Raw genomic sequence first — 26692 nt, forward strand, 5'->3', positions numbered from 1 at the left:
CAAAATCTTCTAATTTTTTAAAAATGATAGAACCTATACGAGATTATCGTGAAAACGCTTCGAGATTATTAACATCAACTTTTTCATGCAGGGCAGCATTAACACCAGTAGCAATAACATGTGCCATGTCTATCATAAACCCATCAACCTCTTTCGGCGTAACCATTAGATTGTGTCCTATAGGTGTTAATACCTCTTTTATTAACGCTTTTTTATCCGCTTCTGATAGAGTTCCAACGATTCCCATAAATGTTTTACGCTTTTCCTCATCGGGCAGATCATCTTCGTTGAATTCTTTTTTGCCAAACGCTAAGCCGCCTGGCGTAAGTGATTTGGAGGGATTGTCTTTTTCCCGGTATTCTCGTCCAAAGTGTTTTAGAATAAAGTCAATTGTATCGCTAGTAATCGTGACTGCGTCTACAACTGTAGGAACACCAATGGCAACCACAGGAATACCTAAAGTATCCTTGCTGATTTCCTTCCGTTTATTGCCTACACCAGATCCCGGATGAATCCCGGAATCGGATAACTGGATTGTTTCATTAACACGCTCAATTGACCTAGATGCTAGTGCATCTACTGCAATTACAAAGTCCGGATTAAATTTCTCAACAATACCAAAGATAATATCACTTGTTTCTATACCAGTAACCCCCATTACGCCAGGAGTCACTGCAGCTACAGGTCGGTATCCCTCCGCCACGGTTTCGTGTTGTAGTTTAAACAAATGACTCGTTACAAGTACTTTTTCAACAGTCATTGGTCCTAGTGCATCAGGCGTTACGTTCCAATTACCTAAGCCGACAATTAAACCAGTAGCTTCTGTAGAAAGGTTATTTTTTTTCAATAATTGTTCTAATTCTTTTCCAAGTAGTTTGGCAGCAGACTCTTGCCTTGTCGTATCCTGTTTTTTTACCCCATCTGCATATATCGTAATATAAGTACCTTTCTTTTTATTTATTATCTTAGCACCCTCATCATCAATTTCGACATAGGATATTTTAATGCCGTCTTCTTCACGTTCTTTTATTGTTACCCCATTTATATTATCGTCTTTTTGCTCGTTATTTTTTTCAACGTACATGTCCTTTGCTTCGACAGCTAAATCTGTCCGCACTTGAAAATCTTCATTATTCTCCATATATGTGCACCCTTTCATGATGAATTCTGTTACTATCTCATTATCCATAGACTTCACAAAATCAGTAAAAAAAATACAAAATAGTGCATTATAAACAAAAGCGTAGGCAATGGGCGCTTGAGTTGGACGCAACTAACTCTATCACTAACATCATATAGGTAAAAATTTAACTTCCTTGACTTTCAACAAAGCTATTGAAAACAAGTCGTCCGTTTGGTAAAATGACTCTTGTTCACAACTGTAATATGCAAGTTGTCTGTTTAGGAGGTGAAACAATGGCTAATATTAAATCTGCAATCAAACGTGTTACTGTAAATAATAATAACCGTGTACAAAATCAAACATATAAAACAGATATGCGTTCTCAAATCAAACGCGTTGAAAGTTTTGTTGAATCAAAAGATATCGAAAATGCAAAAGCTGCTCTAGCTACAGCTACTAAAAAAATCGATAAAGCAGTTCAAAAAGGAATTATTCATGAAAATAACGGAAACCGTAAAAAGTCCCGTTTAGCAAAACAAGTAAATGAGCTTGGTGCATAATAGTTCTGAAAAACACAAAACGATCCCATTTCAGGATCGTTTTTTTGTTATAACTTATTTATCTCGCCTTAACGTGCAGTAACCCTCCACTTCAAGATTACAAAGAAATTATAGGAAGATAAGTAGAGGTTAACTGCACGTAGAGGTCCGATTCTGTTCAACTAACATTCGGTGCGGGAGGAAACGAAACCCCCACTGAATGAAGTTTCACTTTATTATTTTGATTTAATTAATTCGTATAATAACAGTTCAAATGCTAAATCCTTTTCCATTTTCCCTTGTTTCATCGTAGCATCTGCATTTGCCAACTTATCCAAAATCTCTTGCAATGCTTGCGTAGTGAATCTTTGTTCTCTTCCCATTGCTATCTTAATTACATATGGATGTGCCCCTAATTGTTTCTGCATTTGTGGCTGACTATATCCTTTTTGTTTTAATAATTTGACCCGTAATATCGTACGAAATTGAAATGCCAGTAACCCAATTAGTGCAATTGGTTCTTCTTTCATTTTTTCTAAGTCTTTAAAAATGGAAATGGCTTTATGTAAATTACCTTCAATTACCGCATCAACAAGTCTTAGTGAAGAACTATTGGAAGTATGTGAAATTAAGTCCTCTGCAATATCTTTTGTTACTGTTCCACCTTCCCCAACAAACAATGCTAATTTGGATATTTCACTTTGCAGCAGATGAAGGTTTGCCGCAAGTTCCAATTCAAGAACTTCATAAGCATCAGGTGCTATCGTGATTTTCAAGTTATCAGCAAGCGTCTTAATCCATTTAGAAATATCGTGTTCTTTAATCGGATTACACACTGCAACTGTTCCATTTTTTTTGAGTAATTTACTGACTTTCTTCCGCTCATCAATTTTCTCATAGGTTGCAATAAACACAATAACACTATAATCTACCGGTTGCGTGAGATAATTTTGTAGTGTATCTATATCATGCTCGAACGGTACTTTTTCGGATTTTGCTTTTAAAAATGTAGGGTTTTGAGCAATAATTAATTTCTTTTCGCCAAAGAATGGGTATGTTTCCGCATCTGCAATAACCTCTTGAATTGGAGTTTCTGCCAAATCATATGTAGATAAATTTTCAAAATCATCAGCTGGTAATACAGCTTTCGTAATTTGCTTTTTTAAGTTCTGTATGAAAAAAGCTTCCGTTCCATATAATAAATATACTGGTGAAATTTGTTTATTCTTTACTTGCTTTAACACTTCTAAATATGTCATACGATTCACTCCAATTATGTATATATATTATCGTAAAACCTATACAATGGAATAGCAAGCAAATTTAGAGGGAATTGATGCTAACAATTCCCTCTGAAATCTATATGAACGCTTAAAACAAGGCCCTAGGAAACCACATTTTAAACGATGTTTGTTTACTAATAGATTGACCATTCAAGCAAAAACTATAGATGTTAACTCTTTCTAATTATGGAGATGAATAATTAATTGTGAACTTTTTCGTTCATAAGTGGATTTTTTAACGTATTTATTTTATACTAAAATGGATATAGGAGGGGTAGCTGTGAACGAATTTGAAAAAGACGTACAATCAAAAAATAATGATGTAGTTGATTCCATGAAAGGCTTTGGTTTCTCATTTGTATTCTTTGTCCTAATTTTTGCGATTGGTGCTGCTATTAGCGTAATAGGGAAATAATTAGCTTATATTTTATAATGGACATAGAGACTTTTGTTTTATTCAAACACATATAATACGATGTATAATAAAGAGACTGACAAAACCAGTCTCTTTTTGCTTTTATGTTTATTTATAGACTATGGTAAATACTTCAGAAATGTTCCTTGTTCTTTATTAAATTGATATCTAACTGCCCCATTATAATCCGTACGATAAACCATTATATTTTTATTCTCCAGTACAGACAGTACCTCTTTTGAAGGATGACCGTAGGAATTTTTCTTCCCCACAGAGATTAGTGCATATTTAGGGTTTATATGTTCCAGAAAGCTTTTGTCTGTTGATGTATTACTTCCATGATGGGAAACTTTAAGAACGTCAACACTTAAATTTGGATAGTTCGTTATTATTTCTTTTTCAATTTCCTTTCCAACATCACCTGTAAATAACCACTTGTATCCACCCAATTCCGTAAATAGAACAAGCGAATTGTCATTTGTTAAACCTTTATTAGATCTTGGTGAAAGTACGGAAAACAGTTGATTTTCTATTGTAATATCGTCCCCTTTTTGTATACGTTTTATCTCAGTCCCTCTGTCCCTCCACCTCGCTTCTGTTGTTTCATCAAGCTGAAAATATTTACTCATCGTTACATTTTCCACGTCCATATTGTCAATCATAAATTTTACACTCCCGATATGATCAACATCCTCATGTGACAGAAAAATTGTGTCTATCTTTGAAATACCTCTAGAATATAAATAAGGCTTGATTATTTGATTATAATTTTTATCAGTTGCCTTATTGTCCTCATAAGAAAATGTTGCGCCCGCATCAATAAAAATAACTGCTTTCCGGTAAGGTAATTCAATAACAAAAGAATCGCCTTGACCAATATCAAGCATCGTTACAGATCCAATTGGAGAAAAATAAGGTCTTATTGACAACACTATCAATAAAAGGCTAATACAACAGCCATATCTAAATGCCTGCTTTGCTGATTTAGTTTGCGTATAGTTCATGAATAGAACTAATAATGCATAATACAACATACCGCTAAAGATAGAGATCGTTCCGATAATCCATGGAAAGTAGGCAATTGAATCGATATATTGAATAACAGATAGGACCATGTTATGAACATGTATGAAAAAGGAGTCGATTACTTGTGTAATATATCCGGTAAACGATGAAAAAAATAACAACATAAACATTAACGGTATAACGAATAAAGAAAAATACGGAACAATTAATACATTTAATAAAATCGATAAAGGTTGGAATGTGTAAAAATAAGACAGCTGAAGAGGAAGAATCATCATTTGTGCCACGAAACTAATTTTTAAAACAGTAAAAAATGATGAATTTATTTGAGAGAACCACTGTTTGGATAGAAGTAAACCAAATGTTACTAAAAAAGAAAATTGGAATCCGATATTATAGATAATATAATTATCCAACAGAATAAGAAGTAAAAACACGATACTTAATACATCTGTAACACTAAATTTTATGTTAAATTTATTCAAAACTATAAATAATACAACCATTGTACTGGCTCGCCACACCGATGGTTCCCCACCAGCAATTAACGCATAAAAAGGTAAAAATATTATTATGAGCCATTGTGCTCTCTCAACTGTAAATAATGTAGACCTAATCATAATAAAATAAAGCAACGAAATAAATAACCCCACATGCAAGCCTGATATAGCTAAAATATGGGACAAACCCCAACGTTGAAATAATTCTGTGGTAGAATCATCAAGTGCCGAATCATCTCCCAGTACCAATGCATTTAACCAAGCTGCTGTTGTTGGACTCACATTTTCGGTAACGTGATCAATTAAATTGTTTCGGATTGTATAAAACTTGCTAAACGTTGATGAGCCTTCACAGACCATATCATTGAGAGAATTCGCTGTTAATTGCAGGGAAATCCCTTGTGATAATAAATAGTTTCGATAGTTAAACTGTCTTGGATTTGTGCTTCTGTCCGGAAGCTCTAATTCACCGTTAATTTTACATAGTGCTCCATGTTTTAATTTTTTCAGTTGCTGATTGGATAACTGTTTTTTCTTGCCTTTGAAGTAAATGACGAGGATTTTATTTTTTAAAGAATGTTCCTGAATTACAAATTCCACTCTTTTAGGTGTATTAATTACATTCCCACTAATCTTTCCTATTGTACTCGTTTCATTGCCAGACGGCATAATCTTTTCAAGCGACTCAATAGTTGGTATGTAGAAGTAAAAAAAGAGGAAGAAGGCTAAGGAGACCAGAATTGGTATCCTCCCTAACCGTTGTTTATAATGCAAAAATAGTAGCCATATGAGAAATCCCGCAATAAACCATTTACTAAATATAATTGTTACTATACTCATTACAACTGCAATTGCAGGGAAATGCCAATACCCTTTCACCTTTTATATTCACCTTACCATCATTAAATTTTAAATAGCTGTCTTGCCTCTTCTTTCATACTTTTAACTTGGTTACGATCAACTTGAACAGAATCTAATTTATCAAGTAAGTCTTTAACAAATTCCGCTTTGGCTTCATATTCCGAATCAATTGCCAAATCACTTAATCCCACTTTTTGTGTTTTGACTCCTGCTTCCGAGAACAATTCTACTGCATATGGGTGGTTTTTATAATCCTCTGCATAATAAACCTTTTTAATTCCACTCTGGATTATTTGTTTACAGCACTGTAAGCAAGGAAAATGGGTTACATAGATTTCAGCACCATCTGTTGGTACCCCGAATTTTGCGCATTGTAATAATGCATTCGCTTCAGCATGAACAGTACGTACACAATGTCCATCAATCACATAACAGTCTTCATCAATGCAGTGTACACTTCCAGAGACACTACCATTATATCCACCTGCAATAATCCGTTTGTCCCTAACAATCGTTGCTCCGACCATCAATCTTGTACAAGTACTTCTTAATGCTAATAAATGACTTTGAGCCATATAATATTGATCCCAAGAAATCCTCTCCATGTCATAAAGCCCCTTTTCTCTATTGTCTAGTTAAGTTTACATTGATTCTTTATTTTTAGTCAATTCGCTAAGGTATTTGAATATCCTCTTTTAAATTATCTAATGTTTTTGCACCAATGCCAGATACATTAAGTAAATCATCCACTGTTTGAAAATAACCATTTTCCTCGCGATATTGAAGAATCGCCTGTGCTTTGGACGGTCCAATTCCATTTAAACTTTCAATTTCTTCTTGTGTTGCATAATTAATTCTTACCTTTTTGCTAGCTTCTCCACCTTTACTTGCACTAGCCTCTACTTCTCCTACCTTGGGGATGATGATAATCATTTCATCTTGAACCTTTTGAGCAAGATTTACCATCGTTTGATCTGCTTGTTCCGTAAAATCCCCCGCCATCTCAATAACATCATTCACACGGGATGCAGTACTAATTTCATACACACCAGGATGTAAAACCTCACCTTTAACATCTACAATTGCAATACCTTTTTCATTTTCTTGCTCATTGCTTTTTGGAACTGATTTTTGAGTATCTAAATTTGGGGAGAATTCAGATGTAGAGGTCTTGTTGTCATCATTATTTATGAATAAGAAAATAATGATACCAACGCCAATCAATATAAAAAACATACTTTTCTTGAGTAATTCAACTATCATAGAATCGCATCCTTATTTGGAGGTGACAAACGGAGAAAATTATAAATCGAGGGGTTAATACTATAATTCGACATTAATCTCAAATTTCCTTGTCAAAATTTAAAGATCGAGAAAGTTTTATTTTCCCGATCTTTTTTCACAAACAAAGAAAATTCTTTCTGTCTTTTCGTGTACACTTTCTTGCTTTAATGAAAAATCACCATACAAGTTTTGAATTTTAAAACCAGCTGCCTCTAGTAAATCGTTGTAAAAATCAACTGAATATGTCCGCTGATGATGTTCTTCTTCAAACCGAACATATTTATCCCCATCGGCAACGAAAAACGTTAAATCATGATACATCTCACCTATTTCATCTCCGGCAGAACAAAACCATATATAAGAAATATCATCATTTACATCCGCGAAGGTTTTTTGGACAAAATTGTTTTTTACATGATACATAGAATGAACATCAAAAATAAACATCCCACCAGGTCTTAACATTTTGAAAATATTGTTAAAAACCAGAGTCAACTCTCCCTTTGTTGTTATATAATTTATCACATCACAATAGCTTACAACCGCATCAAGTCCCGTATGGCCTTCAAGCTCGCGTAAGTCTTGATGAATCCATTGAATAGGCAGGCTTTCTGCACTTGAACGTTGTTGTGCATAGCTTAGCATGTCAACAGAATAATCGATCCCTATTGTGTCAAATCCTGCTTGCGCAAGTCTTGTGGTTATTTGCCCCGTTCCACAGCCTAGATCAGCTATATGATTAATTGTTTTACCAGAACGTCGGAAAATTTCTTTTGTAAAATTCAACCATTGATCATATGGCGCATCTCCCATAAGCTGATCGTATAAATTAGCCATTTGCTGATATGCCATTTGGTTATCCCTCTTGACCAATACTCAATTGTATTCTAGAGGCATCTCCCCATAGACGCTCCAAATTATAATAGGACCGTTCATCTTTATGAAAAATATGACAAACAATATCACCTGCATCGACTAATACCCACCTAGCCTGTTCAAACCCTTCAAGACGTTTAATTGTGATTCCTTCTTCTTCAACCGATTCTTTTATAGCTCTTGCAATCGCTTGAACTTGTCGTTCATTTGAACCATGACAGATTAAAAAATAATCCGCAACTAATGATACTTCTTTCATATCTAATGCAATTATATTTTCCGCTCGTTTATCATCACATGCTTCTGCTATTGTTTCTATAACTTCCAATGTCTTCATCTATTCGTTACCTCCGTTTAAACTTGTCGTTAAATCATTGTATGCATGAAAAGTATCTGGGTAAATACGTGACTTTTTCCGCATTAAAAATTCAATTGTGTTTCTAGACGTTAACCAACATGCATGATCCAGATCAACCTGTGCCATTTCGCGAACCTCATCTAACCCAGGAAATGATCTCCCAGGTTCAATATAATCAGCTAGAAAGATAACTTTTTCCAGTACACTCATATGAGCTCTTCCTGTTGTGTGGTAATGAATAGCTCCAAGTAATTCTTTATCTTTAATCCCTTGCTCTTCTCTTACTAAAATTGCCCCAACCGGTGCATGCCATAACTCATGATGGTAGTGCAATAAATCGTTTGGAAGCGAACTACTTAAAATCCACCTTTTCATTTCTTCTAGCGAGCGAAATTTCGCATAGTCATGAAAAACAGCAGCAAATTCAGCCTTTTCTTCTGAAATATTATTTTTCTTAGCAAGATCTACAGCTGTTTCAGCAACTCGTAACGTATGTTCAAATCTCTTTTCAGTCAACTGTTGCTTTACTGCTTCAGTAGCATCATTTATTTTCATACAACCGTTTCCCCTTAATGTAAGTTTCCACTCTTTGGGGAATTAAATATTTTACCGACTTATTCGCCGAAAGACGATCCCTTATTAGAGTAGATGAAATATCAATCATTGGTATGTCTATTTTTTGAATCGAATATTCCGTTTTTAAATGAAACCCAGGACGTTTTACACCAACAAAATTCACTATTTTTATTAATTCATTTATTCGATTCCAATGCGGCAAATATTCAACCATGTCAGCACCGATAATAAAATAAAAAGTAGTATCTGGGTATGTATCATTCAATATATTCATTGTATCAAACGTATAGGATTTTCCTAACCGCTCAATCTCAATTGTATTCATCTTAAAAGCTGCGTTATTAGCAATTGCCAATTGAACCATCGTTATCCGGTCACTTGAGCTTGTACTTGCCTTTTGCTTATGTGGTGGTTCATATGACGGAATAAACCAAACCTCATCTAAGAGAAGTTCATTCCGTACTTCTTCAGCAATTATCAAATGCCCTAAATGAGGAGGATCAAATGTCCCCCCCAAAATCCCAACACGTTTCATAACAAACTCCTTTATAGTACATTTACGGCAGTTTAATGTGTTTGTTTTCCTTAGACTCCTTATATAGCACAATATTATTCCCTATGATTTGTACGACTTCAGCTTTTGTTCCTTCCGCTATTTGTACAGCAACATCATCTTTATCTTCTAAGCAATTTTGTAAAATACTTACTTTGATTAATTCTCGTTTCTCTAATGCTTCGTTTATTTGTTCAATCATATTTTCATTTACACCAGTTTTACCTACTTGAAAAATCGGTTTTAAGTGATGTGCCTCTGAGCGTAAAAAACGTTTCTGTTTACCTGTTAACATTATTGATTACCTTCCTTCTAAAATATCCTGTAATTCATCATCCATCTCGTCAATATGGACATATTGGTTTGTCCATATTTCAAATGCATATTGCGCTTGATATAACAGCATCGTATGTCCAAAATGAATTCTTGCACCTAATCGTTCTGTCTGTTTTAAAAAAGTAGTCATGATCGGTTGATATACAATATCACTAATAATGCTATTCGGTTTAACCCGATTAACATGTACAATACATTTATCCTGATTAGGTTTCATACCAACAGATGTTGTTTGAATAACAACATCGTAATAATCAAAATTCTGTCTCACTTCACCCATTGTAAGAAAAGCTGTCTTGGTTGGCTCCTTTTTCAAGCGAGCTATTTCTACAGCACTTGATTTTGTACGATTTGCAATGTCAACATGATGACACCCAGTGGTTGTTAATGCATGATATATCCCTCTTGCAGCTCCGCCAGCACCAATTAACAATATATTATTCTTAGGATTAGACAAAACTTCAGGGTATTTATTTTCAAATGCACGTACATATCCACTTCCATCTGTATTATATCCAATCCATTTACCATTTCTATATACTACTGTGTTCACTGCTCCAATTTCTCTTGCCTGTTCATCTAACTCATCCAAAAAAGGAATAATTCGTTTTTTATATGGTACAGTAACGTTGAATCCGTTAATTTGACTTTTTTTAATTTCTGTAATTTTTTCATCAAACGAATCGTCAGGATTTATTTCCATAATTGAATAAGAACCTTTTAAACCAGACTTTTTTAAAAATTGTTCGTGAATCCATGGTGATAATGAGTGTTTTATCGGATAACCAATCAACGCGAATTGATAATTCATTGATACCCCTCCCCAAAAACTAAATCAAGGCTATTCGTTTAGAAACAGCTACACCCTTTGGACTATGAGCGGTCACAGTGACATTACCATCCACACTAACCCAACCTAATCCTGGAAATACTATATCAACTTTCTCATTATTTATCCGAAAAGTACTTTCCGTAAGTTCAGGGAGCTGTTCCAGTGTCTCCTGACTTGGTGGGGATAATAGTTCACCCATATGTTCTTCATATAGCTTATCAGCATTCTCCAGTTTCGTACGGTGAATGGATAATTGGTTTGAAAAATAACATACGAACGACTGTTTATCACCCTTAACAAAATCTAAACGACCAAGACCACCAAAAAATAACGTTTGCTTACTATTTATCTGATAGATTCTTGGTTTAATTTCCTTGTGAGGTGTAATGACCTTTAAATCTTGCTCTGATATATAATGTGCAATCTGTTGTTTATTAACGATACCAGGGGTGTCAATTAACGCTGTTTCATCGTCTAAAGGTATTTCAATAAAGCCAAGCGTCGTTCCTGGAAAATAAGATGTCGTAATAACATCGCTCAAACCAGACGAATCCTTAATTAAACGATTTATCAAGGTAGATTTACCAACATTCGTTGTGCCTACAACATAAACATCCTGCTTATCCCTATGCGTCTCAATTGCTTCCTTCAGTTCATCTATACCATGTCCCTTAACAGAGGATATCAGATGTACATCTGAAACATTAATTCCTGCATCTTTTGCTGAAGAACGAAGCCATTGCATCAATTTTCGCTTGTTTGTTGATTTTGGTAGTAGGTCCATTTTGTTCCCAACCAACAGGATAGGATTATTCCCTGTAATTCGAGGTAGACTTTTTACCAAACTTCCACTCACATCAAATATATCAATAATGTGAACGACTAAACTGTTTGTATCTCTAATCTCACTTACCGTTTCTAAAAAATCATCATCTGTTACAGACACAGCTTGTATTTCATTATAATGTTTAAGCCTAAAGCAACGTTGACACAAAACCGTTTCCTTCGTAAGTGCTGAACTTGGTGTATACCCAAGTTCCTTAGGTTTAGATGTCTGGATTTGCACACCACAACCCTGACAGTTAATATTCTCCAACATTATTCCTCCCAAGTAACTTTTCCTTTTCTTCGCATATAATTTAGAATTCTTCGTTCTATTTTACGATTGATTCTTGTCATTTTACCATCAGTTTGAACAATTGGTACAACTAATATAGTGTAAAATCCAGCAAAATTTCCACCCAACACATCTGTTAGCAATTGATCACCAACAACAACGATCTCTGTTTTTTTTAATTTCATTTCTTTAGCTGCCGTTTTAAACGCCCTACTTAATGGTTTTCTTGCACTAAATACATACGGTGTATCCAATGGTTCTGAAAAAAACTTTACTCGCTCTTGATTATTATTCGAAATTATAGTGACTTTAATATCATGTTCCTTCATTAACTTAAACCATTGAACTATTTCAGGTGTTGCATCCTTTACATCCCATGCAACAAGCGTATTGTCCAAATCCGTAATAATCCCTTTTATACCCTTTAGTTTTAAATTATCAGGATGAATTTCAAAAATACTTTTCACATGCTCATTTGGTAAAAACTTCTTTAACAACTGTCACACCTCATTATTTTCTCTTCAAATATACGTTTCAACGTGGTGATTTTTGGGTAAAATCTTTTACTACTTAGTATTATCTAAAACAACCACATTACAACAAAGATCCATTATACATCAATCCTATAATAACTTTGTACATTAATAAAGCAAAATTGAAATTTGTAATATTACGTCAGCTTTTCACAAATATGCAATAAAAAGGGTATATTTTTGAAAAACCGTTCGACAAATTCTATCATTTTTTGCATTGTGGATAACTTTATCAACAATATCCACACTTGTATACCAACATTTAGGATAGTTTTAAGCGTTTTATACACAAGTTATCTACAGGTCACTGTAGATAACTACTACCTTGTTCTACCATTTCATTCATGGTAAATTATTAATAACCTTAAAAACATTGATTTAACTATTTATAGGAGGCTTAATTTTATGGAGCATTTGTCGGATGAACTGTTGTTGGAATCTTATTATAAAGCAAATGAATTAAATTTAAGCCCGGACTTTCTTTACCTGATTGAAGAAGAAATTCAAAAAAGATCGTTAACCCATAAAATAAAGTGTTCCAGTTAATTAAGCTTCAACAACAACATTAAAACGTGTATCATTTTGTTAACTCTTGTCATTTTTATGAATGATAGGGGTTTTTTATTTTTTATGCACCCATAATATGATAAGCTATCCTTTGAAAATCTTTTTATAAAAACTTTATGCAAATGACTTTTAACTATATAATATGTTTAGAAGATTATTGCTATGGTAGGGTAGAATTCCAATTTCATTTTATCCTTCCTTACCTAAACCTCAGATTATTGTTTAAGTAATTCAATCCTCGAAAAACATCTTCATATATAAAATTTCTAGTAAATTATATATGATTGGAAAAGCTATACTTTAATACTTAGGAGGAATCCAATGAAATGATATTTACAGTCTTAATACCACTTCTACTTGCTTGTTTTGTTCCATTAATAAGTAAACTCAAAGATAAAATACATACTGGTATCTTTATATTTTTCATTCCCTTTGTTATTTTTCTATATTACATACAATTTGTAGGTTCCGATTTTACCACAATGAAACAAACAATTAATTGGATTCCGTCTCTTGGAGTAAACTTCAACTTTTATCTAGACGGACTAAGTTTGTTATTTGTGTTATTAATTAGTGGTATTGGTGCACTTGTTGTTTTATATTCTATCTATTATTTAGGCAAAGATGAACGTCTTGGCCATTTTTATGTCTATTTATTGATGTTTATGGCAGCAATGCTAGGTGTTGTTCTGTCAGACAATATATATGTGCTTTATACATTTTGGGAACTGACATCCATTTCATCCTTTTTATTAATTGGATATTGGCATTTCAATGAACGTTCACGATACGGAGCATTAAAATCAATGCTCATTACTGTATTTGGCGGTTTAAGCATGTTTGGTGCTTTTATATTGTTATCTGTCATAACTGATACAACTAGCATTCAATCCATGATCGAGCAAAAAGATATTATTTTGAACAGTACATATTTGCCTTTTATATTAGTATTGCTTTTATTGGGAGCATTTACAAAGTCTGCACAATTTCCATTCCATATTTGGTTACCAGATGCAATGGAAGCGCCGACACCTGTTAGTGCTTACTTACATTCAGCAACAATGGTAAAAGCTGGATTGTTTTTAGTAGCACGATTTTCTCCTATTTTCTCTAGCTATGAATGGTTTTTCATCATTGTAAGCATTGTTGGGATTATAACATTATGCTGGGGATCATATATGGCTGTCAGACAAACTGACTTAAAAGCCATCCTTGCATTTTCAACGATTAGTCAATTAGGAATGATCATGGCGATGCTTGGATTTGGTACAGATCTAGCAATTTATGCTGCTGTATTCCATATTTTAAATCATGCTACCTTTAAAGGAAGTCTATTTATGGTTGCGGGGATAGTTGACCATGAAACAGGAACTAGAGATATCAGAAAACTTGGTGGCTTACTCACATTCATGCCGATGACAGCAACACTTGCTTTATTTGGAACCTTCTCAATGGCAGGTATCCCATTGCCATTTTTAAATGGGTTTTATAGTAAAGAATTATTCTTTGATTCCAGTATTCACTTAACAAGTAATGGATTAAGTTCATTTGCGGAATTTCTTGTACAAGTTATACCATATTTAGCAGTTTTCGGAAGTATCTTTACATTCGTTTATTCGATGTATTTCTTTTTCGGGGTTTTTGGAGGGAAAAACCAGCTTAGCCTTTTACCGAAAAAGCCTCATGAAGCACCGATAGGCATGTTAATTTCGCCTATCATCTTGGTTTTGGGTGTCATCGTAATTGGACTATTTCCGAATTTAGTCAATGGTACATTTCTTGCTCATGCTGCTGATGCAGTCAAGGGTACGGTAGCAGAAGAGCTACATATCCTTTTTTGGCATGGATGGAAAACTCCATTAATAATGTCTCTAACTGTTGTAGGAATTGGTATTGTTCTTACATTGACTCGAAAAAAGTGGGCAGGAGTATATCGCTTCATACCTGGGAAACTTAGCTTATTCAAGCTGTATGATATCGTATTAGAAAAACTAAATTCCGTATCAAAAGGCATAACGAAACAATACATGACAGGTTCATTAAGACTATATGTCGCCATCATACTTGGTGTTACGCTTACGCTTACTTTCATTACAATGTTTGCTACAGGCGGTGTAACTATCCAATTTGATAATTTAGCAGACGTAAGGGTTATTGAAGTGTCTGTTGTTTTTATCATGATCGTTGCAGCAATTGGAACCATTTTTGCTAGAAACAACGTAGCTATCATTTTAATAGCTGGTGTTGTGGGGTACGGGGTTGCAGTTCTTTTTGTGATATATCGAGCACCGGATTTAGCATTAACACAGTTAGTAATCGAAACAGTATCTGTAGTATTATTTTTACTTTGTTTCTATCACATGCCCAAACTTCGTAAACGAGATGAGACGAAAAGTTCAAAATCCATTAATATTATTATTTCGGTTGGGTTTGGAGCATTAATGACAATTATCGGAATTTCTGCACATAGTAGTAAATGGTTTGATTCTATCGCCGACTACTTTATCGAAACATCATACAAATTAGGCGGCGGACATAATATAGTAAACGTTATTCTTGTAGACATGCGTGGCTTCGATACCTTGTTTGAAATTACCGTATTAGGGATTGCTGCACTCGCTATATTTAGCCTCGTTAAATTAAAGAAAAATAAGGAGGCAGAATAAATGGAAATTATTATTTCAATCCTTGCAGGTATACTTTTTGCTACAGCAATCTATAATTTACTGCAAAAACAAATACTCAGAATCATTATCGGAACAGTACTTCTATCTCATGGTGCCCATTTGTTTATTTTAACGATGGGCGGATTAAAGGATAGAAAACCACCTATTTTAATAGATGGGATTCATGAAATTGAGAAATATGTAGATCCATTGCCACAGGCTTTAATTTTAACATCGATCGTTATTAGCTTTGGTATTACAAGTTTGCTGTTGGTTCTAACCTATCGAACAATAAATGAAAATAAAACGGATGACATGGCACAATTGAGGGGTGAAGAAAATGAGTAATTTAGCAGTACTGCCTATTATCATCCCATTAATATCAGGAATCATCCTAGCTTTTTTTCATAAAAAAGTAACTGTTTCCAGATGGTTAACACGGATTCTAACCATTGGTAACTTAGGGTTAGTTTCATATATTACTTGGATTGTTTTTAACGAAGGTTCCATTATTTTAGAAACTGGTGGCTGGGAAGCACCGTATGGAATCATATTAGTAGCTGATCCACTTGCAATTACGCTCGTACTAACTACAAATATCGTTGCAACAGCATGTGCTTTTTATGCTTCCCACTCGATGAATATAAAAGAAGAGACACATTATTTTTACGCGTTTTTCTTCTTTTTAATTACTGGGGTATCTGGTGCGTTTTTAACAGGGGATCTCTTTAACCTATTTGTTTTCTTTGAAGTTTTATTGATGGCTTCCTATGCACTTATCGTTTTAGGCGGAGGGAAGGTTCAATTACGAGAATCGATCAAGTATGTGTTAATTAATCTATTCTCGTCTGTTTTATTCGTAACGGCTGTAGCTTTTCTATATTCTGTAGTTGGTACAGTAAATATGGCTCATATTGCTGAGCGTGTTCAAGAGGTTGATCAAAAAGGCATTTTAACAACCATTGCTGTGCTACTGTTTTTTGTTTTTGCAACAAAGGCAGCGCTATTTCCATTATACTATTGGATGCCTAAATCCTATATCGTACCAAATCCTGTTGTCTCCGCATTGTTCGGAGCATTGTTGACGAAAGTCGGGATCTATTCGATATTACGAGTATTCTCATTAATTTTTGTCTATAAGCTAGACTTAACACATCATGCATTTATCTGGTTTGCTGGTTTATCGATGATCTTTGGGATTATCGGAGCATTATCTACATCCAATATTAAATTGATTGTAGCCTATAACATTATTCCGGCCATTGGGTTTATCATCATGGGAATCGGTGTGTTTAATCAGGATGCTATGAGTGGTGCAGTTTACTACTTAGTTCACGATATGATCATCAAATGTGCCCTATTTTTACTTGTTGGAACGATAGCATATGTCGCTGGTACATCTGATCTTCGGAAATTTAGTGGTCTAATTCATTATTATCCTGTCCTTGGATGGCTATTGTTTGTTTCCGCCTTTATTCTGGCAGGCGTCCCACCATTTAGTGGATTTATCGGAAAACTATTGTTATTAAAAGGTGCATTAACAAATGACGAAATTGTGATTGTCGTCTTAGGTTTACTATCGAGTCTTTTGATCCTGTATTCTATTATGAAAATATTTATCCAAGGCTTTTGGGGTGAAAAGGACGAATCCTTTGTAAAGAAACCTACAAAAGGATTCGTGGGACCAGTTGTATTCTTGTTAGCATTTTCTGTTATTCTAGGTATAGGAGCAGAATTTATTTATCCATCAATCGACACGATTTCAACCTATCTACTCGATCCAGAAGTTTATATTGATTCTGTTTTAAAGGAGTAATGAACTATGGCCTTTCAAGTTGTCATTAATTTAATTATCGCGTTATTGTGGATGTTCCTTAGTGAATCATATACTGTTCCCAGTTTTATAGCAGGGTATTTATGGGGGATTCTATTATTACTATTACTAAACCGCTTTGTACCAGATTCCTTTTATCTAAGAAGGTTGTACAAAATAATAAAACTTATCCTCCTATTTATAAAGGAACTAATTTCATCAAATATTGATATCATTAAGCTAGTGTATAAGCCTAAATTGGACATTGAGCCAGGAATATTTTCAATGCCCACTGAATTAACAAGTAATTGGGAAATTACATTGCTTGCAAATTTAATCACATTAACACCTGGCACCCTTTCCGTTGCAATCTCAAGTGACAACTCACATATTTATATTCATGCAATGGATATAGACGATATTGAAGAATCGATTAATTCAATTAAAAATACATTTGAAAAGGCTATTATGGAGGTGACACGATGAATGACCTCCTTGAATTGACTAAACAATTGATTGAAATAACAATAGTGATATGTGTCATTGGAATATCCATTTCCTTATTATTACTTTTATATAGGGCACTTGTTGGTCCATCTAATGCGGATAGAGCAGTAGCACTAGATGGAATTGGTATCAATCTAATGGGATTAGCAGCGTTATTAGCTATTATTATTGTGACAACCAAGTTGAATGATGTCATCTTATTAATCGGTATTCTTCTTTTCCTTGGTACAATAGCGATTGCTAAATTTCTTGAAAAGGGTGTTATCATTGATAGAAATATGGATTAAGATCATTATAAATATTTTAATTGTATTGCTTCTGTTATCTGGAACATTTTTCATATTATCAGGTTCAATTGGCGTTATTCGATTTCCTGATGTTTATACTCGATTACATGCTGCAACCAAAGCATCAACCTTAGGAATAGCTGGTGTATTAATTGGTGCGTTCTTGTTTTTATACGTAACCTATTCCATTATTAGCGGAAAGTTACTACTGGCAATTGTCTTCACATTACTTACAGCGCCGGTTTCAGGTCATATGATATCAAGAGCAGCGCATAAAAATGGGGTAAAACCTGTTACAAACAATAGAAATGATGCATATGAAGACGCCATACAGCTTTATAAGAAGAATAATTTTGAGTGACTTTCAAGTGAAAAGTCACTTTTTCTTTTAGTTTTGAATTACGGACAGACACAATTTTATGAAAACCTTCATAAGGATAATTATATAGGCAATAGCCTAGAAAGCTTTAAGGAGGTGCATGTGTTTGTCAGGAATACTAAGTGTTCTTGCATTACTTATCAAGGAAGCGTTATTTTTTGTATCGTACGTTAAAAATCATGCCTTTCCACAGCCTCTTCCTCCAGAAGATGAGGCAAAATACATTAAACAGATGCAAGATGGAGATGAAGAAGCTCGTAACAAATTAATTGAACATAACCTGCGCCTGGTTGCTCATATTGTGAAAAAATTTGAAAATACCGGCGAAGACATGGAGGATTTAATTTCAATTGGCACAATTGGATTAATTAAAGGTATTGAAAGTTTTTCCGTAGACAAAGGTACGAAGCTTGCGACGTATGCCGCTCGATGTATAGAAAACGAGATCTTGATGCATTTAAGAGCATTAAAAAAGGTAAAAAAAGATGTATCCCTGCATGATCCAATTGGTCAAGATAAGGAAGGAAACGAAATAAGCTTAATTGATATATTAGAGGCAGATAGTGAGGATGTTATTGAGTATATCCAACTGAACATGGAAATTGATAAAATGAAAGATTACTTATCCATTCTAAATAGTAGAGAAAAAGAAGTAATTATTTACCGGTACGGTATAAATGATTATCAGGAAATGACCCAAAGAGAAATAGCAAAAAAATTGAACATATCCAGAAGTTATGTATCACGAATTGAAAAACGGGCGCTGATGAAGGTATTCCATGAGTACTTCCGTAAAGAACGCCGTGGACATTAATCCTACTATTCTATAATTCTTCAAAAAAAGCGCGATGATCTAAAATCATACGCGCTCTTCTAATTTAGCCTTTAAACGGCGGAAGCGTAATCCAAACAAAGATACAATCACTGTCATACCAAATGACAGATTAAATAAAAAATCTCCATCATTGGTTGGTTGAATATAGGTATCTATTACAGCGCCCAAATAAAGGTAGATACTTAATAGCAATAACGTTATCATAAAACGTTTATAGTCTTTTAGTTTTAACTCCAGTTCTTTTCTTTTGTTCATCATACTCTCCCCTTCCCCTATGCAAATCATAACACAAGATCTGTGGGTATCTGGGAGGTAAATGATGGATGCTATTACAGCTCTTTCATCATAGCAATGATTAATTCTGATGCATTTTTTGCCGCTCTTTCTAAAAACTCATCAAAAGAAATGGACGATTGTTTGCCTGCAATATCTGACAAGGCACGAATGATAACAAATGGCTTACCATATTGGTAACATACTTGCGCTACGGCTGCAGCTTCCATTTCAGCAGCAATCATTGTTGGGAATTTTTCCTTTACAAATGCTACACGGTTTGAATTCTCCATAAACGAATCTCCAGTAGCAATAATACCTTCTTTCGATTGGATATCCAATCCGCTAATAACTTTTGAAGCTATTGTAATTAGCTCTGTATCGGCAGCAAACATTGCTGGCATACCTGGAACTTGTCCATATGCGTAGTCAAACGCCGTTACATCCACATCATGATGAACCACCTGCGTTGAAATGACAACATCTCCAACCTCAAGGTCCTCAGCAAAGCCACCAGCAGATCCTGTATTGATAATGTGTGAAGGTGAAAAACGTTCATGCATAATCGTTGTAGCCATTGCTGCATTTACTTTTCCAATTCCTGATTTTAGCAAAACAACTTCTTTGCCTTGTAACATTCCCTCGACGAATAAGCAACCTACAACTGTTGTTTCTTGTTTTTCTGTCATGTTTTCTAATAAAAATGCTACTTCTTCATCCATTGCTGCGATTATTCCAATTGTCACGAAAAAGCCTCCTATATTGTTCGATGCTATTTTTTATCATTCTCTTTTAAAACTTCCACTTTTGTTGGCTGCCAACCTTTGTTTTCCACCCAAGATAAGTAAACACGATATGTTTCTGTTTGAGCATTGTTGGAAACCGTTCCAATTACTTTCTGATCTCCGCCATTTTCTAGCCACCATGTAATCATGTCACCATCCTGAAGGCCCGTTGCTACGCGAATGGCATTTTCCATTTCGATTCGATCCTGGGTTCCTTCATCATAGGTTGTCGTATGCGGTCCCTGTTGTTCCGTACCAATCGGTTCCCAGTTACCTGTATATGCTGATTCAACATTCGCATCGTCTGATTCAACCGGTTCTTTTTCAACTTCAGTATTATTATTGGATGAATCATCAGAAGTATTCTCATCATCCGTAGTATTTTCTTCATCAGTCGAAGCATTATCTTCGTCAGTGTTTGTGGAATCATCAGTCTCTGCATTATCTGTTTTTTGATCAGAATCACTTGTCGTTTCTCTGTTTGATATATTATTTGGTAGTTCAGTAGGTTCGTCATCGCCTCCGCCAAATATAAATATTCCTATCAGAACAACAATGAATATACCACCAAGAACTAGCGTGATGGACAGTAATTTCGTATTTTTTCTTCTTTTTTCAAATTTATCGACACGCGAATGATTATCAAAGTCAGACATTCATCTTCCCTCCCATACTATACTCTATTATAGTATCATATTTTTTATGAGAATATGATATGTCAGTTTTAGAATGGATAATTTTGACTAGGATTAAAACGCCGCTATCGTCATCTCCCGCTCCATCGCCAAATCCAATTCTACCTTGATTCCTTTTTAAATCAAGTGTTACAAGTAATTTGAAAACAGTAACAAGGATAAAATATACTGCAGCATAACCTGGAGTACCAGGTTCATAGGTTAATACAGTACTACTCAAAATATCATCACCAAGTATTGTACTATCACCTATATTTTTAAAAGTAATATTAGGAATACCCTAACTTCAGATGTATGATCACCTTCTTCCCAGTTATCTCAACGGAATTTACGGTCACCTTAAACTTCGAATGGTTATACGATCCCTATATCTCCAATCCCTAATTCAAAATAATCCTTTCCCTATTTATTTTCGGTATCTTTTTTCACATTTTCATCATCGATTGTTTCAGTTCATTTAATTTCTCTGTATCACTTGAATCATCACTACACCCAATTATCACTAAAAGCACTATTTTTATTTCTTAGAGTCGAGATTAATTACTAAATATAAGGCTATTTAATTGCCCCCACTATTACCCCTTAGATGATTCCATCCAAATATTTTACCCAGAATAAATACCGGAATAAGCATTACGATAAAAAATGAAATAGTATAAGCAGTTCCTTCATCTTCAAATATACCAATAAATAACAAGAAATCTCCTAATTTTGCGGCAAACCAAAAAAGAAATTCATATAAATAATTATAGAGTGTCTTTAAGACATCAAGAATTCCAAGTAACATCTCACGAATAAATTCCTCCATTTTAACCCCACCCTCTATAAATATTGCCTCTTTAGTCCTCTAACTTCTTAATTTTTTCAGATAATTTATCGATTTGCGATTCTTTATCGTCTTTTTTGATTGAATCATCTTTTTTTATCATATCAACTTTCTTTTTTAAACTTTCAATCTGAAGTTGTTTATCTTTTAACGCTTCCGCCAGTTTCAAAGCATCGTCTGGTTTATTAACTTCAATAAAACTGTTAGCACCAAGAAACTTCGCACGTTTACTATCTGGAAGTTCTTTTAATAATTCAATTACACTATCATAATCCTTCTTTAACCAAGCCTGTTCTATCAAAACTTCAGGAGCTTCTGATTTCATTTCTTGTATTGCTTGATTTGCTTCTTTATTGTTAAGAGAAACCAAACTTGATACTACTTTTGCATGATTAGCAGCGTCCAATTCTGCCGCTTTTAATAAGCTGACTGGTTTGTTAGTAAGCATATATTGTTCAGCAAGTATCTTTTTAGCACCATCATCAAGCTTATCTATACTTTCCAATAGTGTTATAGCCTTTACATGATCGCTAGATACAGCTGCTTGATATGCATCTATAAGCACATTCTTTTGCTCCAATTGTTCCTTTAGTTTGATATTTTCTGTTTGTTTCTCATTATACGCTGCCTCTGTTTTTGAAGAAGCTTCCGATAAAGGCATTAATTTAATACCATATAAAAGAAGCATACCAAGTAATATTCCGATTAAAATACCCGACAATAATGAGACTTGCTGCTTTGGTTTATTTTGTTTTCCTTTTTCCTTAGTGGGTTTAGTGTATGTAGTTTTACTCTGATTTGATTGGTTTTTATAGAGAAACTTTTGCAAGTCCTTTAAAGAAGAAGCTTGGTATAAATTTTTAAGAAACGAATCTTTCGCTATCAATTTATTAATAGACTTTTCATTTATTTGTGCAAAGCTATAGTCGGTGAATAAAGACAAAATAATCGCTTTTAGATAGTTAAGCAACTGCACTTCAGAAAATTCTTCTGGTGGCAGAACTGATCGAATACCGCGATGAGCTAATTTAATATCACCTAATTTGTTTATGTATATATTGTCCGGATGTATTAATGTGGTAAATTGAGTTCCTATAAGTCGTTCAATAGCCAATAAATTTTTAGCAACCTTGTACTTAAGATCCTCATTTTCAATTTGCTGACTTTGCAAGGAACTATAGCCGTTTTCACGTTTATAATAGATTAGTATAAATGTTTCATCTACTTTGTAATGCTGACAAGGTAAAAATAGTGGGTCTTGTCGTTTAAGCTCTTCTAGTTGTTCTGGTTCAATTAACGTTGTTTGAGCTTTGGGAATCTCATACATTATTACATCGTCATTTTCCTTTAAATTACCATATTGTAATGCAATATGATTTGCCATAGAATCGCCTCCTTAAAATTAGTGTAATTAAACTATAATAGTATAAATAATATAACCAACAAGTAGTATGGAAATGGATAAAAATGAATATTTTATAAGCCCCGACTTATTATTTGATGTATACATATACTGTTTTATTTTACTCTTTTGCCACTCTTCCTTTGCCTTTAGTAATAAAATTTTAGCTTCACGAATATCTTGTAATCGGTCTTCCCGGTCAAGTTTTACTAATTGATCCACACATTCTTTAAGACTTGATGGGATCGCTTTTTGAAATGTTTTTATTGGCTTTTGTGCAACATACACATATTTTCCTTCAGACAATAAATAATATAATAAAGCACCCAAGGAAAATAAATCCGTTCTAGTATCAGATTGTATTTTTTCAAATTGTTCTGGTGCAGCAAATCCAACTGTCCCTATTTGAACAGTATCCTTTAGTCTATCTTCTTGGTATCTCCTTGCAATACCAAAATCAATTAATTTAATCGTTCCATCAGACTTAACCATAATATTTCCAGGTTTGATATCCCGATAAATTATGGGTGGTTGTTGACGATGCAGAAAATGCAATGCATCACATAACTGAACACCGATTTGTATAATTGTTTCTATTGATAGTTTATTATTTTGGTGAGTAAATAGTTCGGATAACGGAACTCCATCTATGTATTCCTGTACTAGATAAAAATACTGATCGGATGAAAAAAAGTCAGCAATATGAGGAAGGTTAGGATGATCTAAAACACTTAAAATTTTTGCCTCATCAACAAGTTTGGAAGAAAGTTTATTTGTCATATTAGCAATTTTTACTGCCCATTGCTTTTTTGAATTATCGATTTGCTCAATTAAATAAACCTCAGACATTCCCCCTGATGCAATATGTGACAAAACCTTATATTTATCCCTCAATACATCCTCTTTTTGGACGTGAATATCATGTTTATTCATCTAATTCGCTCCCCGTATTGCTTTAATTCCCGCTATTAGAAAAACGATAATAATCCCCTTTTTTCAGAATTAACCTGATTTGCATATAGATTCCGAACAAGTAATAAAGTTATGTTATCGTATGCTTCTCGGAAATTCGAAAAATTAATTAGATAATCACAAATAGCCTGTAAGTTCGTATATTCCTTTTCTAGACTAATTAGCATATTTTTAATTTCATCATTAGAAAATAATGAATGAAATCCGTCACTACAAACCAAGAATAAGTCACTAGATTGGAATTTACCTGTTTTAATACATGGGGTTATTTCGTTATTAATACCCAAACATTGTGTTAGAACATTTCTTTTTGGATGATTACGTGCTTGTTCTTCAGTCATCTTTCCTTCTTTCACCTGCTTATCAACCCAGGAATGATCTTCCGTTAATTTTATAAGCTCTGGTTCAGACTCTAGTACTTCCGTATTTTGCTGATCGATTAGACACATTAATTCTGTTGTAAGCTTTTGATTATGGAAATATTGCTGAAGTCCATAATTCCAACCTTTCATTTGATAAACTCGACTATCCCCAATATGTATGACAGCATAATCACCTTTATATAAAATTAATAATGACACTGTCGTTCCCATTTTCTCTCCGTTGTGATTGCTTGTGGCAATAATAGATTTATTGATTTGGCGCAAGACTTTTTCGCCTTCATCGATCACACGTTGAATGACATCTTTTTTTCTTACTAGTTTACTAATACGCTTCTCCCACCACTTTTGAAAAGCCAGGGTTGCTAGACGGCTAGCAGCATCACCAACTTGATAACCGCCCATACCATCTGCAACAACAAATAATGCTATTTCATTACCTTTGTTATCCTTTGAAATTCGATATAAATAAGAATCTTCATTTTTATCTTTTTTAGTTCCTTGATGTGTTCCTATTCCCATTTGCCAATTTGCGTTCATTGAGAATTACCCCAAGTAAATGTATAGTTTGCTTTTCCCAACGTAAATTCATCATTCTCATTTAATGCATAAATCTTATAAGGAACCATCGTATTTCCATTTAATTTAGAACCGTTTTTCGAGCCTAAATCCTTAACGCCATAACTTTTTGCGTCAATTTTAACAATTTCAGCATGGACCCTGGAAACCCCCACAGCCTCTTCTACGTAATTTACGGCTTCTGCATTTCTGCCTATCACAAAATTAGCACGATTTATACTTATTGTTTCTTCCTGATTATCTTCAGTAACCCGCATTAACTTAGGCATTACTTCTTCTTGTAGGTCATTGTTCATCACTAAATCTGATTCATCTTCTAATAAAACAGTATCTTCATTATTTTGCGTTAGTAGCGTTGTATCCATTGCTGTAGCCGCTACTGAATTTTTTGCTTCAAATGATGCGTTTGCAACACCTCTATTGTAAAATTGATATTGAGTCTGAAATGATACATTTTGGTTTGACTGTTGATTAGCAGCTGGATTTGGCTGTTGTTGATTATTATTCGTCTGCTTTGAATCATGATTTTCCTTAGTTTGTGCCTCTGTTTCAACTTTAGATACTCCTGGACGCCAAATTTTCCAAAATACAAAAACACCTGCTACAATCAATAATGATAATGCGCTGCATATTATCAGTGTAGTAGAGGTTGTACTTATATCATAAAGCTTCCAAGTTAGGGCTAAAGTGAGTAATGATCCAGTAAACATATAAACTTTTGCTCTTGATGATAGTTTCGGTAGTTGTTTCTTAACTTTTTGTTTTTTCGAAGATGTAGCCTCCATTGTTTGCGTTTGTTGTTGCTGTGGTACTGGCCGACTTCGTTCGGTTTGGGAATTTACAGGTTGTGGCGTTCCAATGTTTTGATTTACCGATATAGGGTCATAGCTAGTAGGATTTTCTCTTGGTTGGTTAACATTTGACCTTAAAGAAATTAATTCAAGTAATAATTTTTTTAACCCTACAAGGCTAAATGATGAATTTTTAATATAATTTAAGATACTTTTAAATTCATTACCCTGTAAACCCTCAACCTCTCCAGCTACATCTGTCAACAAAGCCTTCAAATCATCTGTCACAGCAGATTCTTTTGAAATAGCATTAATTGGTAAATACGTAAGATATACATCACTTGCATTTTCCCCAACAAATATAAAATCTGTGTGAAGCAAAAAGTTTCGTTGGTCCAGCATATAGGAACCACTTTCTTCAAGCGTAGAAATAATGGCTAAAAACAATTGATAATAATCGTTCATGGTTGTACTGTTATCCCGAAAATAAGAAATCATTTTCCGTTTGGATGTAAGATCATAATGCAATCTAGTCGTTAAATCAAAATTTTCTACCGTAAGCTCTAACATATGTGGTATCCTATTAGACTGAATCATTTTCAATTGAACAGAGATTAAATCATCTCCAGTTAATTTTTGTCCGTTTCGTTTATTGAAAACAATTGATTGACCATTTTGGTATGTATAATCATAATTCAGACCATAGATTGTTGATTCCATTTA

General features: G+C 34.1%; 32 protein-coding genes. 10 read left to right on the plus strand and 22 right to left on the minus strand.

The genetic code is table 11. The features are described from left to right. Positions 1-43: 43 nt before the first annotated feature. Complete coding sequence (gpr, locus tag CS937_RS11345; protein ID WP_099158562.1) at positions 44-1141, minus strand: GPR endopeptidase; 1098 nt, start codon at positions 1139-1141, stop codon at positions 44-46. A 275-nt stretch (positions 1142-1416) separates the two neighbouring features. Here gpr and rpsT point away from each other — a divergent pair, with 275 nt between their 5' ends. Continuing rightward, entirely contained in the window at positions 1417-1683 is a 267-nt protein-coding gene (gene rpsT / locus CS937_RS11350) for a 30S ribosomal protein S20 (RefSeq protein WP_099158563.1), read from the plus strand. Positions 1684-1898: 215 nt separating this feature from the next. On the opposite strand, the gene holA is transcribed toward rpsT, so the two are convergent. Beyond that, the gene (gene holA, locus CS937_RS11355; RefSeq protein ID WP_099158564.1) at positions 1899-2921 is read right to left on the minus strand and encodes a DNA polymerase III subunit delta; all 1023 of its coding nucleotides are present in this window, start codon (positions 2919-2921) and stop codon (positions 1899-1901) included. A 304-nt stretch (positions 2922-3225) separates the two neighbouring features. On the opposite strand from holA, the gene CS937_RS11360 reads away from it, so the two are divergent. Continuing rightward, a complete protein-coding gene (locus tag CS937_RS11360) occupies positions 3226-3360 on the plus strand; it encodes a YqzM family protein (RefSeq protein ID WP_099158565.1) in 135 nt (44 codons plus the stop codon). A gap of 119 nt (positions 3361-3479) precedes the next feature. On the opposite strand, the gene CS937_RS11365 is transcribed toward CS937_RS11360, so the two are convergent. From CS937_RS11365 to CS937_RS11415, 11 genes are all read right to left on the minus strand, one after another. Further along, a complete protein-coding gene (locus tag CS937_RS11365; protein WP_099158566.1) occupies positions 3480-5765 on the minus strand; it encodes a DNA internalization-related competence protein ComEC/Rec2 in 2286 nt (761 codons plus the stop codon). Between the two features lie 23 nt (positions 5766-5788). Continuing rightward, positions 5789-6352: a ComE operon protein 2 gene (locus tag CS937_RS11370; RefSeq protein ID WP_099158567.1), complete on the minus strand. Its 564-nt coding sequence runs from the start codon at positions 6350-6352 to the stop codon at positions 5789-5791. A gap of 67 nt (positions 6353-6419) precedes the next feature. Next, positions 6420-7010, minus strand: coding sequence for a helix-hairpin-helix domain-containing protein (locus tag CS937_RS11375; protein ID WP_245835734.1), 591 nt, complete (start codon positions 7008-7010; stop codon positions 6420-6422). A 117-nt stretch (positions 7011-7127) separates the two neighbouring features. Then, positions 7128-7883 (minus strand): class I SAM-dependent DNA methyltransferase, encoded by a 756-nt coding sequence (locus CS937_RS11380; RefSeq protein ID WP_099158568.1) that lies wholly within the window; start codon positions 7881-7883, stop codon positions 7128-7130. Positions 7884-7887: 4 nt separating this feature from the next. Beyond that, positions 7888-8244 carry a ribosome silencing factor gene (gene rsfS, locus CS937_RS11385; RefSeq protein ID WP_099158569.1) on the minus strand — a complete coding sequence of 119 codons (357 nt, stop codon included), beginning with the start codon at positions 8242-8244 and terminating at the stop codon, positions 7888-7890. Further along, on the minus strand, positions 8245-8820 hold the full coding sequence (gene yqeK / locus CS937_RS11390) for a bis(5'-nucleosyl)-tetraphosphatase (symmetrical) YqeK (RefSeq protein ID WP_099158570.1): 576 nt from the start codon (positions 8818-8820) through the stop codon (positions 8245-8247). Continuing rightward, complete coding sequence (locus tag CS937_RS11395) at positions 8807-9376, minus strand: nicotinate-nucleotide adenylyltransferase (protein WP_099158571.1); 570 nt, start codon at positions 9374-9376, stop codon at positions 8807-8809. The genes yqeK and CS937_RS11395 overlap by 14 nt, the downstream gene beginning before the upstream one ends. Positions 9377-9398: 22 nt before the next feature. Continuing rightward, entirely contained in the window at positions 9399-9689 is a 291-nt protein-coding gene (yhbY, locus tag CS937_RS11400; protein WP_099158572.1) for a ribosome assembly RNA-binding protein YhbY, read from the minus strand. A 6-nt stretch (positions 9690-9695) separates the two neighbouring features. Beyond that, positions 9696-10541 (minus strand): shikimate dehydrogenase, encoded by an 846-nt coding sequence (aroE, locus tag CS937_RS11405; protein WP_099158573.1) that lies wholly within the window; start codon positions 10539-10541, stop codon positions 9696-9698. Between the two features lie 19 nt (positions 10542-10560). After that, the gene (yqeH, locus tag CS937_RS11410; protein WP_099158574.1) at positions 10561-11658 is read right to left on the minus strand and encodes a ribosome biogenesis GTPase YqeH; all 1098 of its coding nucleotides are present in this window, start codon (positions 11656-11658) and stop codon (positions 10561-10563) included. A gap of 2 nt (positions 11659-11660) precedes the next feature. Next, the gene (locus CS937_RS11415; protein WP_099158575.1) at positions 11661-12176 is read right to left on the minus strand and encodes a YqeG family HAD IIIA-type phosphatase; all 516 of its coding nucleotides are present in this window, start codon (positions 12174-12176) and stop codon (positions 11661-11663) included. Positions 12177-12617: 441 nt separating this feature from the next. On the opposite strand from CS937_RS11415, the gene sda reads away from it, so the two are divergent. The 8 genes from sda (at position 12618) to sigK (ending at position 19245) form a co-directional block, all read left to right on the plus strand. Further along, positions 12618-12758 (plus strand): sporulation histidine kinase inhibitor Sda, encoded by a 141-nt coding sequence (gene sda, locus CS937_RS11420; RefSeq protein WP_099158576.1) that lies wholly within the window; start codon positions 12618-12620, stop codon positions 12756-12758. Positions 12759-13105: 347 nt separating this feature from the next. Further along, positions 13106-15445, plus strand: coding sequence for a Na+/H+ antiporter subunit A (locus CS937_RS11425; protein WP_099158577.1), 2340 nt, complete (start codon positions 13106-13108; stop codon positions 15443-15445). After that, positions 15446-15793 (plus strand): Na(+)/H(+) antiporter subunit C, encoded by a 348-nt coding sequence (locus CS937_RS11430; RefSeq protein WP_099158578.1) that lies wholly within the window; start codon positions 15446-15448, stop codon positions 15791-15793. Then, positions 15786-17261 (plus strand): Na+/H+ antiporter subunit D, encoded by a 1476-nt coding sequence (locus CS937_RS11435; RefSeq protein ID WP_099158579.1) that lies wholly within the window; start codon positions 15786-15788, stop codon positions 17259-17261. The genes CS937_RS11430 and CS937_RS11435 overlap by 8 nt, the downstream gene beginning before the upstream one ends. A gap of 6 nt (positions 17262-17267) precedes the next feature. Further along, complete coding sequence (locus tag CS937_RS11440) at positions 17268-17744, plus strand: Na+/H+ antiporter subunit E (protein ID WP_099158580.1); 477 nt, start codon at positions 17268-17270, stop codon at positions 17742-17744. Further along, positions 17741-18052, plus strand: a complete 312-nt coding sequence (locus CS937_RS11445; protein ID WP_099158581.1) for a monovalent cation/H+ antiporter complex subunit F — start codon at positions 17741-17743, stop codon at positions 18050-18052. Before CS937_RS11440 ends, CS937_RS11445 begins: the two co-directional genes overlap by 4 nt. After that, the gene (gene mnhG, locus CS937_RS11450; RefSeq protein WP_099158582.1) at positions 18033-18413 is read left to right on the plus strand and encodes a monovalent cation/H(+) antiporter subunit G; all 381 of its coding nucleotides are present in this window, start codon (positions 18033-18035) and stop codon (positions 18411-18413) included. The genes CS937_RS11445 and mnhG overlap by 20 nt, the downstream gene beginning before the upstream one ends. A 124-nt stretch (positions 18414-18537) precedes the next feature. Continuing rightward, a complete protein-coding gene (gene sigK, locus CS937_RS11455; RefSeq protein WP_099158583.1) occupies positions 18538-19245 on the plus strand; it encodes an RNA polymerase sporulation sigma factor SigK in 708 nt (235 codons plus the stop codon). Positions 19246-19290: 45 nt separating this feature from the next. Here the strand turns inward: sigK and CS937_RS11460 are convergent, their stop codons facing one another. The 9 genes from CS937_RS11460 to CS937_RS11500 form a co-directional block, all read right to left on the minus strand. Then, positions 19291-19524 (minus strand): YrhC family protein, encoded by a 234-nt coding sequence (locus tag CS937_RS11460; protein WP_176555820.1) that lies wholly within the window; start codon positions 19522-19524, stop codon positions 19291-19293. A 71-nt stretch (positions 19525-19595) separates the two neighbouring features. Continuing rightward, positions 19596-20285, minus strand: a complete 690-nt coding sequence (mtnN, locus tag CS937_RS11465; RefSeq protein ID WP_099158585.1) for a 5'-methylthioadenosine/S-adenosylhomocysteine nucleosidase — start codon at positions 20283-20285, stop codon at positions 19596-19598. A 26-nt stretch (positions 20286-20311) separates the two neighbouring features. Next, positions 20312-20980, minus strand: a complete 669-nt coding sequence (locus CS937_RS11470) for a YrrS family protein (protein ID WP_099158586.1) — start codon at positions 20978-20980, stop codon at positions 20312-20314. Further along, positions 20973-21239, minus strand: coding sequence for a hypothetical protein (locus CS937_RS11475; protein ID WP_099158587.1), 267 nt, complete (start codon positions 21237-21239; stop codon positions 20973-20975). The genes CS937_RS11470 and CS937_RS11475 overlap by 8 nt, the downstream gene beginning before the upstream one ends. Before the next feature lie 339 nt (positions 21240-21578). Continuing rightward, positions 21579-21827 carry a hypothetical protein gene (locus CS937_RS11480; RefSeq protein ID WP_099158588.1) on the minus strand — a complete coding sequence of 83 codons (249 nt, stop codon included), beginning with the start codon at positions 21825-21827 and terminating at the stop codon, positions 21579-21581. A gap of 31 nt (positions 21828-21858) precedes the next feature. After that, positions 21859-23229: a type VII secretion protein EssB/YukC gene (locus CS937_RS11485; RefSeq protein ID WP_099158589.1), complete on the minus strand. Its 1371-nt coding sequence runs from the start codon at positions 23227-23229 to the stop codon at positions 21859-21861. A 27-nt stretch (positions 23230-23256) separates the two neighbouring features. After that, complete coding sequence (locus CS937_RS11490; RefSeq protein ID WP_099158590.1) at positions 23257-24180, minus strand: serine/threonine protein kinase; 924 nt, start codon at positions 24178-24180, stop codon at positions 23257-23259. A gap of 35 nt (positions 24181-24215) precedes the next feature. Next, positions 24216-25139 carry a PP2C family protein-serine/threonine phosphatase gene (locus tag CS937_RS11495; RefSeq protein ID WP_141554353.1) on the minus strand — a complete coding sequence of 308 codons (924 nt, stop codon included), beginning with the start codon at positions 25137-25139 and terminating at the stop codon, positions 24216-24218. Further along, complete coding sequence (locus tag CS937_RS11500; protein ID WP_099158591.1) at positions 25136-26689, minus strand: DUF6382 and FHA domain-containing protein; 1554 nt, start codon at positions 26687-26689, stop codon at positions 25136-25138. Before CS937_RS11500 ends, CS937_RS11495 begins: the two co-directional genes overlap by 4 nt. Positions 26690-26692 lie beyond the last annotated feature (3 nt).

Source organism: Virgibacillus ndiopensis (assembly GCF_900187325.1).
Classification (GTDB): Bacteria; Bacillota; Bacilli; order Bacillales; family Amphibacillaceae; genus Virgibacillus_E; species Virgibacillus_E ndiopensis.